Source organism: Alteromonas sp. (assembly GCF_984505615.1).
In genome coordinates this window covers 320,944-335,170 of the sequence record NZ_CFHOXV010000002.1, presented here as the reverse complement: position 1 = coordinate 335,170, position 14,227 = coordinate 320,944, and the positions used below count along the sequence as shown (strand labels likewise).

The window sequence follows — 14,227 nt, the reverse complement described above, 5'->3', positions numbered from 1 at the left end:
GCGACGGACTGTTAATCCGCAGGTCCCCCGTTCGAGTCGGGGAGGGGGAGCCACTCTTATTTCCTCCCTTTGTTTTATCGCAGAAATTCATTTCTTTAAATTATTCTCATTTGTATTAAGTTGTTAATCGCGCGACAAAAAGCGATAATACGCAACGTGACAGACACTGCTGTTTTTTAAATTTTCTAATGTCCAATATGCGTTCACTGCTTTTACTATGACAGATTTTTTGTTACTCCTTGTGGGTACAGTACTCGTTAACAATTTCGTGCTGGTTAAGTTTCTGGGTTTATGCCCCTTTATGGGCGTGTCCGGCAAACTTGAAACGGCCATTGGCATGGCCATGGCGACATCCTTTGTTTTAACACTGGCATCTGTCACCAGTTATCTGGTCGAAACCTGGCTGCTTGTGCCCCTGGGCATAGGTTATCTGCGTACACTGGCATTCATCCTGGTTATTGCCGTCGTGGTTCAGTTCACAGAAATGGTCGTGCATAAGACCAGCCCGACCTTATACCGGCTACTCGGAATATTTCTGCCTCTTATCACTACCAACTGCGCGGTTTTGGGTGTTGCCCTGCTAAATCTGACAGAGCAACATAATCTCATTGAGAGCCTGATTTACGGCTTCGGTGCTTCTGTTGGTTTTTCTCTTGTGCTTATTTTATTTGCTGCAATGCGTGAACGTCTGGCCGCGGCAGATGTACCGGTGGCTTTTAGAGGCGCTTCTATTGCCATGGTTACCGCCGGCCTTATGTCGCTGGCATTTATGGGTTTCAGCGGTCTGGTGAAATTATAATGACGATATCAGTAGCACTTATCGCCATCGGCGTGCTTGCCGTCGCATTCGGCCTGCTTTTAGGCTATGCCAGCATCCGCTTTAAAGTTGAAGCCGACCCTCTGGTTGAGCAAATCGATGAAATCTTACCGCAAACACAATGTGGTCAGTGTGGTTATCCGGGTTGCCGCCCCTATGCAGAAGCAATTGCAAACGGTGATGACATTAATAAATGTCCGCCCGGCGGCGAGTCCACAATTAAGAAACTTGCCGACCTGACCGGTAAAGAAGCCAAACCCCTCGATTCAGCCCACGGTGAAGAAGACGTGAAAAAGGTCGCCTTCATCCGCGAAGATGAATGTATCGGCTGTACCAAATGTATTCAGGCATGTCCGGTAGATGCCATTCTGGGCGCTGCAAAACATATGCACACTGTACTGACTCAGGAATGTACGGGCTGTGATCTCTGCGTGGACCCCTGCCCTGTTGACTGTATCGACATGGTGCCCGTTGAAACCACAACGGCGTCATGGAAATGGGATTTTGATAAAACGCCCAAAGGCGATATTCCAATTAAGATGGTGTCGTAATCGTGATGTTTCCTGTTTATGAAGAGGTTCTGGCCCGGCTGGATAAGGGTCAGCTCAGCAGCTTTCCCGGCGGCGTACATCCTGAAGGTCATAAAGGGCTTTCGAATCAGACTCAAATAGTGGATCTGCCGCTGGCAAAGGAATACGTTGTGCCGGTACGCCAGCATATTGGTACAGAAGGCACCTTACTGGTACGCCCGGGCGATAAGGTTCTCAAAGGTCAGCCACTGACCCAGTCCAGCCAGCCTTTTTCTGTGCCTGTCCATGCGCCCACTTCCGGTACCATAGCCGGCATCGCGCAGCATGTTACCGCTCATCCCAGTGGTCTGGATGAACTTTGCGTTACGCTGAAAGCCGATGGCCATGATACCTGGTATCCTCTTTCTCCCTGCCCAGACTATGCAAAAGTAGAAAAGGTATCACTGACTGAAAAGTTATGTGATGCAGGAATTTCAGGTATGGGGGGCGCCGGCTTTCCCAGCCACATTAAGGTGACCACCAACAAGCCTGTTGAGTTTCTGATCATCAACGGCGTGGAATGCGAGCCTTATATCACGTCAGACGACAGACTGATGCGTGAGCACGCTGACGGCATCATGGCCGGTATTGAAATTCTTGTACACCTGCTGTCACCCAAATGCGTGGTGATCGCCATTGAAGACAACAAACCTGAAGCCATCAGGGTCTTGTCAAAACAGGTTGAAACCCTGCCCCACATCCGTGTGGCAACAGTAGAGACAAAGTACCCTGCCGGCGGTGAAAAACAACTTATTCAGGTCGTGACCGGCCGTGAAGTGCCCCGCAAAGGATTACCTCTTGATGTGGGTGTGACCATGTTCAATGTGGGTACCTGCTTTGCAGTTGCACAAGCCATTATTGAAGGTAAACCCCTGGTCGAAAGGATCGTCACCGTCACAGGTCAGGCAGTTAAACGCCCCGGAAACTATCGTGTTCGCCTCGGGACACCGGTGAATCACGTATTGTCTCAGGCGGGTTACCTCGGTGAAAAGCAGACAACGCCACAGGTCATCATGGGCGGCCCGATGATGGGCTTTACCTTAAATGACGCCGCGGTACCGGTGGTAAAAACCACCAACTGTCTGTTGGTACCGGCGACAGGTGAACTCACAAACGGTGACGACGAACGCGCCTGTATTCGTTGCAGTGCCTGTGCTGATGCCTGTCCGGCAACATTGCTTCCGCAACAGTTGTACTGGCACAGTAAAGCGAAAGAATACGATAAGGCACAGGAATATAATCTGTTTGATTGTATCGAATGCGGTGCCTGCGCTTATGTATGCCCCAGTGAAATACCGCTGGTTCATTATTACCGTAAAGCCAAAGCTGACATTCGCCTGGAGCTTGACGAAAAAGCTAAAGCAGACAAAGCCAAAGAACGTTTCGAAGCCCGCAAGGCCCGTCTTGAACGGGAAAAAGAAGAGCGGGAAGCGAAACATCGTAAAGCCAAAGAAGCAAGGCTGGCAGCTGCCGCACAACCGGCAACTGACGCTCCAGCCTCTCAAAGCAGCGATACAGCACCCAAAGATAAAGTAGCGGCCGCACTGGCACGTGCCAAAGCCCGCAAAGCGGCAGCACAAAAAGCAGAAGCGCAACCGGAAACGGCGCCCGCTCCACAGGAAGAAGCTCCTGCTGCAAATGATAAAAAGGCTGCAGTCGCAGCAGCCATTGCCCGGGCGAAAGCTAAGAAAGCAGCTCAAAATGCAACGCCTCCTGCAGATTCCGCTGACGCCGCTCCTGCACCGGAAGGCGAAACTGACAATAAGAAAGCCGCAGTTGCAGCAGCCATAGCCAGAGCGAAAGCTAAGAAAGCAGCTCAAAATGCAACGCCTCCTGCTGATTCCGCTGACGCCGCTCCTGCACCGGAAGGCGAAACTGACAATAAGAAAGCTGCAGTTGCAGCAGCCATAGCCAGAGCTAAAGCCAAAAAGGCGGCCAGAGAAGCGCAACAGTCTGCAGACGACAACAGCGAAAAACCGCCGGTACAAACAGAACCGGCTCAGCCAGAACCGGCACAAAAAGAACCTGAAGCAACCCAATCCTCCCCGGCAGCACCGTCTGCTGAAGAAGCCAGAAAAGCGCGTATTGCAGCCGCTGTTGCCAAAGCAAAAGCGAAAAAGGCGGCAAAAGACAATGATGGCGCACCGGAACAGGCTGCAAAAACCGGAACAGGGGCTCAGGAAACGACTGATAAACCCGACGCTGACAAGCAAACAGATGCACAGGCTGATTCAGACACAGTACAAAAAAAAGCAGATCCTGCGGATGAAAAGAAAGCCCGTATTGCTGCTGCGGTTGCAAAAGCAAAAGCGAAAAAAGCCGCCAGAGACAACGGGAATAATGACTAAATGAAACTAAATCTTGCCAGTTCCCCTCACTTACGCGCAAAGCGTGATACCAGTCAGGTCATGCGCCTGGTGCTGTACGCCATGTTGCCGGGCATTGCTTGTCAGGTTGTATTCTTTGGCTGGGGCGTCATCATTCAGGCGTTCCTTGCTGTTGCGACAGCACTGGCAACAGAAGCCGCGATTTTGTCTCTGCGTAATAAACAGGTTAAACGCAATCTGTCTGATTACAGTGCCGTACTCACAGCCTGCCTGCTGGCAGTCAGTATCCCTCCTACTCTGCCCTGGTGGATGACCGTTACCGGCACTTTTTTCGCCATAGCAATCGTGAAACAGCTTTACGGCGGATTGGGCTATAACCTGTTCAATCCGGCGATGGTGGCTTATGTCGTGCTGCTGGTATCTTTCCCTGCAGCAATGACTCAGTGGCTGCCACCGGAAGGCGTAAGAGCGACAGCATTATCCTTTACAGATACATTGAGCCTGATTTTTACCGGTTATACGCAAACCGGTCTGGATGTTACTCAAATCAGGGATGTGGCTGACGGCATGACATCTGCGACGCCGTTGGATCAGGTGAAAACCGGCCTGACCCGTTCTTCAACTTACTCTGAGTTACTGGCATCGCCAATTTACGATGGAGGCCTTTTTGACAGCGGTGCCGCAGGCTGGTCCTGGGTAAGCGCAGCCTGGGCCCTTGGCGGGCTGGCGCTGTGGCGTCTGAAGGTTATCAGCTGGCACATTCCCGGCAGCATGATCGCCAGCGTTGCCCTGTGCGCTTTATTTTTTCATCTGCTCAATCAGGATATCTACGCGTCACCGGTGTTTCACCTTATCAACGGCAGCGTATTATTCGGTGCGTTTTTCATTGCCACTGATCCGGTTTCCGCCTCCACCACAGCAAGAGGTCGGATAGTATTTGGCGCGCTCATCGGATTCTGGATTGTGATTATCCGTACGTTTGGCGGGTATCCTGATGCGGTCGCCTTTGCGGTCATTATCATGAACATGGCTGTGCCGCTAATCGATTATTACACCCGTCCGCGCACCTACGGCCATCCGCGGGGTAAAGCATGATGAACAGTATTGTGAAAAATGGCGTCATGCTGGGCGCTTTTGCCATTGTGACCACCGGTTTAATTGCCACTACTTTTTTCGGCACTGAGTCGCGCATTGCAGAGCAGGAACAGCAAAAATTGATGTCTTTGCTGAACGAAGTGGTACCCCAATCGCTTTATGATAATGAACTGTATGCAGATTGCACCGCCGTCACTGATCCGATGCTTGGTAAGCCGGGCACTTTACGCCACGTTTACCGTGCACGGTTAAACGGAGAGCCCGCCGCCCTTGCTATTGAAGCTGTGGCACCGGACGGTTACAGTGGTGATATTGCCGTTGTTATCGGTGTCACTGATGACATGACGGTAACCGGCGTGCGGACTGTGAGACACCAGGAAACTCCCGGGCTGGGTGACAAAATTGAATTGTCAGTCAGTGACTGGATAACATCCTTCAGCGGTGAGTCCTTTGATGATTCTGCGCTGAACAAATGGCAGGTAAAAAAAGACGGTGGCAAATTTGACCAGTTTACCGGCGCAACGATTACTCCCCGTGCCGTTACAGGTGCAGTAAAACGGGCCCTGTTGTATGTGGAAGCAAACCGTGAGTCTTTATTTGCCTTGCCAGTTAATTGCATGGCTAAGCAACCCGGAGGTTCAGAATGAGTGAGTGGAAAAATCTGACCATCGAAGGTTTATGGAAAAATAATCCTGCACTGGTTCAGCTTCTGGGTTTGTGCCCCCTTCTTGCGGTCACCGCAACAGTTATTAACGGGCTTGGCCTGGGGCTGGCAACCACACTGGTGCTGATTGGTTCAAATATTACCGTGAGCCTGGTACGTAATATTGTCAGGAACGAAATCCGGATCCCGGTGTTTGTGATGGTTATTGCAGGTTTCGTGACCGTTGTTCAGCTACTGATGAACGCCTTTACTTACGAACTTTATTTAACACTTGGCATTTTTATTCCGTTAATTGTGACAAATTGCGCCATCATTGGCCGGGCTGAAGCCTTTGCTTCTAAGAATCCGGTCCTTCCGGCAGCCCTTGACGGCCTGATGATGGGTGCAGGGTTTACTGCTGTGCTGATGTTACTTGGCGCCATGCGCGAAGCGCTGGGTTCCGGTACCCTGCTAAGCGGAGCCGACCGTCTTTTTGGCAGCATAGCGACCAACTGGACCATTACTTTGTTTGATACAGACCAGCCTTTCCTGCTTGCTATTTTGCCGCCGGGCGCATTCATTGGCATGGGTCTGCTCATTGCTCTTAAAAATGTTGTTGACGCGCGGATGGCTGCCAAAAAGGTTCCGGAAGCCAAAACCGTCACCCGAATCAGGGTAACTACTGAAAGTTAAGTGTTGCTATGAATAATACTAAAAGAAAGGAAATTCTGACCCGGCTGAGAGATGCTAATCCTCATCCCACGACTGAATTGAACTTCACTACACCCTTTGAATTGCTGGTCGCAGTGACCTTGTCCGCACAGGCCACCGATGTGGGTGTGAATAAGGCGACGGCCAAATTGTTTCCCGTGGCCAATACGCCGCAGGCTATCGCAGATTTGGGCGTAGATGGTTTAAAGGAATACATCAAAACTATTGGCCTCTACAATGCCAAAGCCGAAAACGTGCACAAGCTCAGCAAGATCATTGTTGAAAAGCACAATGGCGAGGTACCGGAAAGCCGGGAGGCGCTGGAAGCTTTGCCGGGCGTTGGCCGTAAAACGGCGAACGTAGTACTGAATACAGCATTCGGCTGGCCCACCATTGCTGTAGACACTCACATATTCCGGGTATCAAACCGCACTAAATTTGCCATGGGTAAGAACGTAGACAGAGTGGAAGAAAAGCTGTTAAAAGTCGTGCCAGCTGAATTTAAGGTCGACGTTCATCACTGGCTAATCCTGCACGGCCGATATACCTGCATCGCCCGCAAACCACGTTGTGGTTCCTGTATTATTGAAGACTTGTGTGAGTTTAAGGAAAAAACAGAAGTCTGATTTATCAGCGGCAACCGGACAGGGTGACGGATTCAGCCGTGATGGTCATAGGTGCCGCTTTAAGCAGTGTATTGATACCCAGAATATTGTTTCCTCCGGGCATCACGGCAACTTCTACCGGACCCAGTTCGCAAGCCTGCCCGATACGGATTGAACTGAGCTGATACTGCGACACAGTGAGAATTTTACCGTTCGCCAGTCTGGCTGCCGATTTACCCGATTGTTTCAGCTTCCGGCCTTTGGTTAACGCCTCAAAAGTTGCTTTATTTAAGGTCAGCAAGCCGGAGCCGGTGTCGAGAAGAAATGAAGCTGTGACTGCCGATTCAAGCGTCGCTTCAAGGTACAGGGTACCGCCTGCACTCTGGTCAAGTGGCACCGCCTGTTCACTGGCAACTACGGCAGTTGTAAGCAGCATTCCTGCTACCCATAAAATGATGCTCTTCATAACTGTTCCGGCCCTGCTGACGATACCTGTACAGTTACAGCAACTTAAACGCCATTCCGGTAAGTTACTGATATTTCATTACCCTGTTCCTCTCAGTGCCCATCCAACAAACCAAATAAGTGCACAACCAGCCAAATTGCACCACCAAAAAGCATGAAAAGAAAAAAAGTAGTGAAATCGTCCACATTTGATAGCTAAGCATTCTCTAAACCCTACAGCTGATAGATTAAAACTATCTCCAGATAGTATTGTTTCATTTTTATTCAGCCATACAATGGAATAAAGCACCATTTTGATGCAAACAAAAGGACACTGTTATGAAAAGAACCCTCTCTCTGCTGAGCTTATGTGTTTTACCGCCCCTGTTTACCGGAGCGGCTGCCGGCGAAACACGAAATAATGAAATGGTTGATATCCAGGTTGTGGATTATGCCGGTAAACCACCGTTTAAACGCAAAATAGTCAGCCTGCCGGTACATGACGTGGCTCAACTTGAGTTGGCAGGTGGCGAACCTAAAGAGTATGTGGAAGTGAAAGAGGTCATCATGCGGGGTAAACCTCCCTACCGCCGCATCACAACAACGATGCCTGTATACGATGTCGCTCAGTTTGAACTGCTGGAAACGGAACAACAAAGCGGAAAACAGGGCACTCGTCCCCCGTTTAAGCGCTTCTGAACATAATGTCAGGGCGGCGTAGAATTGACTAGGCCGTCCTGTTCTCTTTCCTCGTTGACCATTTTTTCAGTACCTTCCGCTTTTACAGATCTACGTCACACGAATGTCTTCTTTCCCCGCCAGAATAGAGGTTTTGGTACCGGCAAAAACATCCTGTATGCTTTTCTTTTGCTGTCGTTACCTGTGTCGTTCACCAATAAAGGATCTGTTTGTGTTAAAAAACACTTTGCTCTCTTTCACCTTTTCTACACTGTGTTTGAGTACCAGTGCTGCTGCATTCGATATCATTGCTCACAGAGGTGCATCCGGCTATCTTCCCGAGCATACACTGGAAGCTGCAACACTGGCGTTTGCCCAGCAACCGGATTACATCGAACAGGATGTGGTAGCCACTAAAGATGGTGAACTGGTTGTACTTCATGATATTCATCTGGATACAGTAACCAATGTGGCCGCGAAGTTTCCTGACCGCGCCCGTGACGATGGCCGTTGGTATGCGCTGGATTTCACGTTAGCGGAATTGCGCACTCTTCAAGTAAAAGAGCGGGCGGATACCGCTGGAAAACAAGTGTTTGCCAAGCGCTATCATGGCAATAAAGCGCTGTTTACCATTGCTACGTTAGATGAACATATAGAACTCATCAGTGAATTAAACCGCGAATTTAACAGCAACATTGGCTTTTATACTGAAATCAAGTCGCCAGCCTGGCATAAAAAAGAAGGCACAGATATCAGCCAACTTCTGCTTGATACACTGGCGCGCTATGACCTCAATGGCGGGAATGCCAATATTTATGTGCAGTGTTTTGATTTTGCTGAAGTTAAGCGTCTGCGCGACGAGCTGGGTTTTAAAGGCAAGATAGTTTTGTTGCTGGCTGACAACAGCTGGGGTGAGTCTTCCACTGATTACCAGGCACTTCTGACTGAACAGGGCATGCATGATATTGCAAAATATGCTGATGGCATTGGTCCTTGGTTACCACAGTTACTGGACATGCAGGCAATGCAGCAAGGTAAGGTTGTCCCTGCTTCCTGGCTGGCAACGGCGAAAAAAGAAGGGCTGATTATTCACCCTTATACATTCAGAATTGATGCACTGCCAACAGGTATGACAGCAGAACAGATCCTCGGACTGCTAACCGGACCGTTGGCGGTTGATGGTGTTTTTACCGATCAGGTCCCGCCGGTAAAAAGCTTTTTACAACAAAGCGGAAAATAACCAGACGTCTACCCCCTGGATAACCGCACCACAACGCGGCGGTTGAGCGCACGGGCGTCACTGTTGTCATTTGGCGAGATGTGACGCTTCTCGCCGTGGCCAGTGACTTCGATACGGGAGGCATCCACACCCATGGCTGTAAAATACTCTTTCACCTGATTAGCACGGCGGACAGATAACTGCTCGTTGCTCCAGCGTCCACCATAGCTGTCGGTATAACCGTCCAGTAACACCAGTTCCAGTCCGCTGTCTTCTTTCAGGTATTCTCCGATCATGTTCAGACGCTTCTCTGAGTATTTCGTTAAGTCTACGCTGTTTTTCTCGTAAGACAGCACGGTGTAGGCAATATCATCAAAACTGTAGGGCAACAGTTGTGACACGCACTTCACGAAGTTGCGGTATACCGGTGTGAAGTTGCTGGCATTCAGGGCAACAGCCACTTTGTCGTATTCGTTGTACCAGTCCTGATAGTAGATAGTCGGCCAGTAGCCCTTTTCCAGTTCACTGAGCATTGTCCAGGCAGCTTGCTCAGGCAGGTCGCCGTTGTACTGGGTTCGCAGAGTCATATCAGCGATATTTTTAGGTGCTGCGCCGGGCATCCATGAAGGAGGGACGGAATAAACGGCGGCCATGCCAAATTTCTTCGGCAGCAGTTGCATGTCCAGCTCGAATTCCATATTCAGTTGCTTCGACGCTACGCTGGAGAACTCGGCATCGCCGTAACCGGGCACTGCATGAGATAAAGTGCACTGCAGACGGCTTTCATCTTTCAATTGCCAGTCAGAGGATTCCACAGTCGCAGAATACTGGCGCATTGCGCCGTAACCCGGTGCACTTATCAGCAAAAAACACAATAAAGCCTGTCGAAACATAATATGCCCTGAAACTAAGAGAAAAGAGGTGGCTCTTTCTTTATCGCCGCCCTGCGCAAAAAGTTTAGCACAATGGTCAGTATAATCCCCTTCCCTTACAGGTAACAAAGGTAGATACATACGGCGTATCTTGCGATAATCCACTTTTCCTTTGCCCATGCACTTGTTTATTCAGAGGCTTCTTCGTTCTATGTCTGAAAACGCGAATTTGTTAAAGCACCGTTTCCGTGGTTATTTTCCTGTCATTATTGATGTGGAAACTGCCGGTTTTAATGCTACAACTGATGCACTGCTGGAAATCGCTGCTGTCACTTTGCGTATGGATGAACAAGGTGATTTGCACCCCGACAAAACCGTGCATCATCATGTCAATCCCTTCGAGGGCGCGAACCTGGAGCCGGCTGCACTAGAGTTTAATGGTATCGATCCTCATTGTCCGTTAAGGGGCGCACTGGATGAAGCCGATGTCATGAAAGACGTATGTAAGCAAATCCGCAAACTGCAAAAAGATGCAGATTGTCAGCGCTCAGTAATTGTGGCCCATAATGCCACCTTTGATCAGAGCTTTGTAAATGCCGCGATTGCCCGCAGTAATATTAAGCGCACTCCGTTTCACCCGTTTGTGTCTTTCGACACAACGACACTGGCTGGGTTAGCCGTTGGTCAGACAGTACTGGTTAAGGCATGCCGCGAAGCCGGGATTGCGTTTGACCAGAGTGAAGCACACAGTGCCCTTTACGATGCAGAGCGGACAGCAGAACTGTTTTGCTACATTGTGAACCGCTACAAACATTTAGGTGGCTGGCCAGTCGCGCCTGCCGAATAACCGGTCAAAGGGACAGCTATCCTGTTTCTATTTGGCGCCGCCTCTTCCTTGTTAACAAATTGTAACGTACACTGAGAATAACTGAATCGTTTAAGTCGTGTACGTTATGAAACATCCCGTTGTCCTCTGGACCCTGACCGTCGCCTTCGCCGGTTTTCTTTTCGGGTTTGATACCGCTGTTATTTCCGGCGCTGATCAACCCATTCAGGCTTTATGGCAAACCTCAGATCTGACTCACGGATTGCTGGTCATGTCTTCTGCCCTGTGGGGTACCGTTGCCGGCGCCCTCACCGCCAATATTCCCTGCGATAAGTTTGGACGCAAACCAGTACTTGTTGGCATTGGCATTTTGTATGTGGTGTCAGCCATAGGCTCAGCACTGGCAACCGATCCTGTGTTTTTCAGCATTATGCGCTTTATTGGCGGGTTTGGGGTCGGTGTGTCGTCCATTGCGGTGCCCGCCTACATTGCTGAGATTGCGCCGGCGCAGAAACGGGGCCGTATGGTAGCCACCTATCAGTTCCAGATTGTGTTTGGTATTCTCATCGCCTTTCTTTCAAATTTTATACTCTCCGCCTGGTTCAGCCTCGACTGGCGGTGGATGCTGGGTATAGAAGCCATTCCGGCAATGATTTATCTGTTATTAGTACTTAATGTACCGGAAAGCCCGCGCTGGCTGCTCCTGCACCGGAATGATGAAAAACAGAGCCGTGATATTTTGCTCCGCGCCGGTGAAACTGACCCGGATGCTGTGCTGGCTGCGGTAAAGCGGGATGTTCAGAATCATCGCAGTCCGTCACTGTTTAATGCTGCCTACCGTTTACCGGTGTTGCTGGCTTTTCTGGTGGCGATGTTTAATCAGTTGTCAGGCATTAATTTTGTTATCTACTTTGCACCCAGAATATTCTCACTGGCCGGCCTGGATGCTTCTTCGGCTTTGTTATCCAGTGCAGGCATTGGTCTGGTAAACCTGGTGTTTACCCTCGCCGGACTGGCACTGATTGATAAAATGGGCAGACGACAATTGCTGTTTGCCGGCTCACTGGGCTATCTGGTGTCTCTGAGCCTGCTCACCTGCGCGTTCTGGTTGCAATGGCAGGGAATACTCGTGGTGGGTCTGATATTTTTATTCATTGCTTCTCATGCCATGGGCCAGGGTGCTGTTATATGGGTGTTTATTTCAGAGATATTTCCTAATAGCGTCCGCGCCAAAGGTCAGGCCCTGGGCAGCAGTACTCACTGGGTGTTCGCAGCGCTGATTGCCCTGCTGATGCCCTGGTTGCTGAGCCAGTTTTCAGCATCCGCTCTGTTTGCGTTCTTTACGGTTATGATGGCCTGCCAGCTTATCTGTGTGATTACCTTTTTCCCCGAGACAAGAGGAGAAACGCTGGAAGATTTGGGAGATACACTTTCCCGCTCACAGCGTTAAGTGATAACGCCACAGCAGGAATAAAAAAACGCCGCAGGAGCAGTGCTCCGTGCGGCGTTTTCCGGTATTTCAGGCTTTGCTTACAGCTTGTCTGCTTCTTCAGACAGGTATTTAGCAACACCGGCAGGAGATGCATCCATACCCGCTTTACCTTCAGTCCAGCCAGCAGGACATACTTCACCGTGCTCTTCATTGAACGTCAGCGCGTCAACCATACGCAGCATCTCATCAATGTTGCGGCCCAGAGGCAGATCGTTAACGACCTGGTGACGTACGTTACCTTCAGCATCAATCAGGAATGAACCACGGAAAGCAACACCCGCTTCAGGATGTTCCACATCGTAGGCCTGGCAAATTTCGTGCTTAACGTCAGCAACCAGAGTGTACTTAACCGGACCAATACCGCCCTGATTTACCGGTGTATTTCTCCACGCATTGTGTGAGAACTGAGAATCGATAGAAACACCGATCACTTCCACGCCGCGCTTCTGGAATTCTTCATAACGCTTATCAAATGCGATCAGCTCAGAAGGACATACGAAAGTGAAGTCCAGAGGGTAAAAGAACACAACGGCTTTCTTACCTTTGATAGCTTCACTTAACGTGAAAGAATCTACAATTTCACCACTTCCTAAAACAGCTGCTGCAGTAAAGTCAGGGGCCGGACGGCCTACCAGTACGCTCATTGTTCGCTCCATTAATCTTTTAAATATTATCTGTTTGCCCGCAGGCATAACCAATATAGGTGCAGTTATCTGAAAGCCAAGGTTTTTCAGGCTCAAATCGAAAATAAATCCCTTTGTTTTCTTAATGTAGACTAAAGATTAATCGAAAGATTGTTGCAGAAGTATTGCTAATTATACAAATAACAACTATTATCATTCACGTTGAAGTTAATAAGGTTTGTTGTATGTTCGTTTGTATGTGTTACGGCGTGACGGATAAAGACATCATGAATGCAGTGGAACAGGACGGTGTGGGTAACATCCGTGAGCTGCGTCAGCATTTAGAACTGGGGAACCAGTGCGGCAAATGCATTCAGATGGCCCAGCAAATTATCGATTCGACCATTGTCGATGAATCTCTTTTCAAAGAAGTGTGCTGATCTTTACTGTCACACTTCTCTGACGTTTATTCTTCCCTTTCTTCTCTTAAAAGTCGTATCGCGACTGCAGATAATAAAAACCACCATTGATGCCGGACGGCGCTGTAGGCGGATACAACGCGCCGACGACCTCACTGTAAGGATTCCGGTCCGGATACGTATTAAACAGATTAGATGCACCTAACGCGAAGGTCAGATTCTCTGAATAATGCCAGCTCAGCTCTGTATCCAGCGTAATCATACTGCCACTGTTAATGTCCATGTCTGCTGCCGCATCTACGTGGTCTTCATAAAAACTGCCATAATATTTCAGGCGCCACAACAGTGACCAGGCCTGCCAGTGCTGTTTTAACGTGCTGGTTACCCGGACGGCTGGCAGGTTATCTTCCAGCATTCTGACCCGCTGTGGGGTAAGACTGGGTACCAGCACCACTTCACCGTCACGGTTTCGTTGCGGGAATGCCGATAACCGCTTTACTTTAGTGTCAGTCCAGTTCATCGAGGTAGTAAGCGCATGGGTAATACCGGCGACATCAAAACGGTAATTCACTACTACATCTATACCCTGTGTTTCGGTATCGAAATCGTTGGCAAAGAACTTTATCGCATTAAAATTATCCGCTTCACGGTTACCCTGACTTAACAGCAGGTCGATATCACTGTCAGTAAGAGGGATGGCAGATGTTGTACTTATTCTGTCCTGCAGACGGATATTGAAATAGTCCAGCGTGAGGTAAAAATCTTCATCCCAAAAAGCGACAAAGCCCACACTACCGTTCACAGACTCTTCCGGCGTCAGAGGTTCTGCTCCCAGTTGCACGGAAATAGGATGGGTAGGCGGCAAGGTTGCCTGATCTTCCAGACCG

Annotated in this window: 16 protein-coding genes; 12 read left to right on the top strand and 4 right to left on the bottom strand. The window is 49.5% G+C overall.

Translation table 11 applies throughout. The features are described from left to right. Nucleotides 1-217 precede the first annotated feature (217 nt). From rsxA to nth, 7 genes are read left to right on the top strand one after another with little or no spacing between them, the layout of a single operon-like run. On the top strand, nucleotides 218-799 hold the full coding sequence (rsxA, locus tag AC4PME_RS03110) for an electron transport complex subunit RsxA (protein ID WP_491046453.1): 582 nt from the start codon (nucleotides 218-220) through the stop codon (nucleotides 797-799). Then, a complete protein-coding gene (gene rsxB, locus AC4PME_RS03105) occupies nucleotides 799-1,368 on the top strand; it encodes an electron transport complex subunit RsxB (protein WP_119500688.1) in 570 nt (189 codons plus the stop codon). Before rsxA ends, rsxB begins: the two co-directional genes overlap by 1 nt. Nucleotides 1,369-1,373: 5 nt before the next feature. After that, complete coding sequence (rsxC, locus tag AC4PME_RS03100; RefSeq protein WP_491046474.1) at nucleotides 1,374-3,734, top strand: electron transport complex subunit RsxC; 2,361 nt, start codon at nucleotides 1,374-1,376, stop codon at nucleotides 3,732-3,734. Continuing rightward, complete coding sequence (rsxD, locus tag AC4PME_RS03095) at nucleotides 3,735-4,808, top strand: electron transport complex subunit RsxD (protein WP_491046454.1); 1,074 nt, start codon at nucleotides 3,735-3,737, stop codon at nucleotides 4,806-4,808. Further along, nucleotides 4,805-5,455 carry an electron transport complex subunit RsxG gene (gene rsxG, locus AC4PME_RS03090; protein WP_491046455.1) on the top strand — a complete coding sequence of 217 codons (651 nt, stop codon included), beginning with the start codon at nucleotides 4,805-4,807 and terminating at the stop codon, nucleotides 5,453-5,455. Before rsxD ends, rsxG begins: the two co-directional genes overlap by 4 nt. Beyond that, nucleotides 5,452-6,144, top strand: coding sequence for an electron transport complex subunit E (locus AC4PME_RS03085; RefSeq protein ID WP_491046456.1), 693 nt, complete (start codon nucleotides 5,452-5,454; stop codon nucleotides 6,142-6,144). Before rsxG ends, AC4PME_RS03085 begins: the two co-directional genes overlap by 4 nt. A gap of 8 nt (nucleotides 6,145-6,152) precedes the next feature. Then, nucleotides 6,153-6,788: an endonuclease III gene (gene nth / locus AC4PME_RS03080; RefSeq protein ID WP_349585343.1), complete on the top strand. Its 636-nt coding sequence runs from the start codon at nucleotides 6,153-6,155 to the stop codon at nucleotides 6,786-6,788. Between the two features lie 4 nt (nucleotides 6,789-6,792). Here the strand turns inward: nth and AC4PME_RS03075 are convergent, their stop codons facing one another. Then, a complete protein-coding gene (locus AC4PME_RS03075; RefSeq protein ID WP_474844740.1) occupies nucleotides 6,793-7,233 on the bottom strand; it encodes an aspartyl protease family protein in 441 nt (146 codons plus the stop codon). Between the two features lie 317 nt (nucleotides 7,234-7,550). On the opposite strand from AC4PME_RS03075, the gene AC4PME_RS03070 reads away from it, so the two are divergent. Together AC4PME_RS03070 and glpQ are read left to right on the top strand one after the other, a co-directional pair. Then, entirely contained in the window at nucleotides 7,551-7,910 is a 360-nt protein-coding gene (locus AC4PME_RS03070; protein ID WP_491046457.1) for a hypothetical protein, read from the top strand. A 205-nt stretch (nucleotides 7,911-8,115) separates the two neighbouring features. Then, nucleotides 8,116-9,129 carry a glycerophosphodiester phosphodiesterase gene (glpQ, locus tag AC4PME_RS03065; RefSeq protein ID WP_491046475.1) on the top strand — a complete coding sequence of 338 codons (1,014 nt, stop codon included), beginning with the start codon at nucleotides 8,116-8,118 and terminating at the stop codon, nucleotides 9,127-9,129. Between the two features lie 8 nt (nucleotides 9,130-9,137). Here the strand turns inward: glpQ and AC4PME_RS03060 are convergent, their stop codons facing one another. Continuing rightward, a complete protein-coding gene (locus AC4PME_RS03060; protein ID WP_491046458.1) occupies nucleotides 9,138-10,001 on the bottom strand; it encodes a flagellar protein MotY in 864 nt (287 codons plus the stop codon). Between the two features lie 190 nt (nucleotides 10,002-10,191). On the opposite strand from AC4PME_RS03060, the gene rnt reads away from it, so the two are divergent. Continuing rightward, nucleotides 10,192-10,827 (top strand): ribonuclease T, encoded by a 636-nt coding sequence (gene rnt, locus AC4PME_RS03055; protein WP_119500679.1) that lies wholly within the window; start codon nucleotides 10,192-10,194, stop codon nucleotides 10,825-10,827. A 106-nt stretch (nucleotides 10,828-10,933) separates the two neighbouring features. Continuing rightward, nucleotides 10,934-12,256: a sugar porter family MFS transporter gene (locus AC4PME_RS03050; protein WP_119500678.1), complete on the top strand. Its 1,323-nt coding sequence runs from the start codon at nucleotides 10,934-10,936 to the stop codon at nucleotides 12,254-12,256. 80 nt (nucleotides 12,257-12,336) lie between these two features. Here the strand turns inward: AC4PME_RS03050 and AC4PME_RS03045 are convergent, their stop codons facing one another. Next, a complete protein-coding gene (locus AC4PME_RS03045; protein ID WP_119500677.1) occupies nucleotides 12,337-12,942 on the bottom strand; it encodes a peroxiredoxin in 606 nt (201 codons plus the stop codon). A gap of 224 nt (nucleotides 12,943-13,166) precedes the next feature. Here AC4PME_RS03045 and AC4PME_RS03040 point away from each other — a divergent pair, with 224 nt between their 5' ends. Next, nucleotides 13,167-13,361 carry a (2Fe-2S)-binding protein gene (locus AC4PME_RS03040; RefSeq protein WP_119500676.1) on the top strand — a complete coding sequence of 65 codons (195 nt, stop codon included), beginning with the start codon at nucleotides 13,167-13,169 and terminating at the stop codon, nucleotides 13,359-13,361. A gap of 46 nt (nucleotides 13,362-13,407) precedes the next feature. Here the strand turns inward: AC4PME_RS03040 and AC4PME_RS03035 are convergent. Next, the coding region (locus tag AC4PME_RS03035) for a TonB-dependent receptor domain-containing protein (protein ID WP_491226088.1) at nucleotides 13,408-14,227 on the bottom strand (820 nt) is incomplete at its 5' end.

Excerpts from the sequence above, each read along its gene's own strand:
- rsxA (WP_491046453.1), top strand. The coding sequence starts at position 218 with ATGACAGATTTTTTGTTACTCCTTGTGGGTACAGTACTCGTTAACAAT.
- rsxB (WP_119500688.1), top strand. The coding sequence starts at position 799 with ATGACGATATCAGTAGCACTTATCGCCATCGGCGTGCTTGCCGTCGCA.
- rsxC (WP_491046474.1), top strand. The coding sequence starts at position 1,374 with ATGTTTCCTGTTTATGAAGAGGTTCTGGCCCGGCTGGATAAGGGTCAG.
- rsxD (WP_491046454.1), top strand. The coding sequence starts at position 3,735 with ATGAAACTAAATCTTGCCAGTTCCCCTCACTTACGCGCAAAGCGTGAT.
- rsxG (WP_491046455.1), top strand. The coding sequence starts at position 4,805 with ATGATGAACAGTATTGTGAAAAATGGCGTCATGCTGGGCGCTTTTGCC.
- AC4PME_RS03085 (WP_491046456.1), top strand. The coding sequence starts at position 5,452 with ATGAGTGAGTGGAAAAATCTGACCATCGAAGGTTTATGGAAAAATAAT.
- nth (WP_349585343.1), top strand. The coding sequence starts at position 6,153 with ATGAATAATACTAAAAGAAAGGAAATTCTGACCCGGCTGAGAGATGCT.
- AC4PME_RS03075 (WP_474844740.1), bottom strand. The coding sequence starts at position 7,233 with ATGAAGAGCATCATTTTATGGGTAGCAGGAATGCTGCTTACAACTGCC.
- AC4PME_RS03070 (WP_491046457.1), top strand. The coding sequence starts at position 7,551 with ATGAAAAGAACCCTCTCTCTGCTGAGCTTATGTGTTTTACCGCCCCTG.
- AC4PME_RS03060 (WP_491046458.1), bottom strand. The coding sequence starts at position 10,001 with ATGTTTCGACAGGCTTTATTGTGTTTTTTGCTGATAAGTGCACCGGGT.
- rnt (WP_119500679.1), top strand. The coding sequence starts at position 10,192 with ATGTCTGAAAACGCGAATTTGTTAAAGCACCGTTTCCGTGGTTATTTT.
- AC4PME_RS03050 (WP_119500678.1), top strand. The coding sequence starts at position 10,934 with ATGAAACATCCCGTTGTCCTCTGGACCCTGACCGTCGCCTTCGCCGGT.
- AC4PME_RS03045 (WP_119500677.1), bottom strand. The coding sequence starts at position 12,942 with ATGAGCGTACTGGTAGGCCGTCCGGCCCCTGACTTTACTGCAGCAGCT.
- AC4PME_RS03040 (WP_119500676.1), top strand. The coding sequence starts at position 13,167 with ATGTTCGTTTGTATGTGTTACGGCGTGACGGATAAAGACATCATGAAT.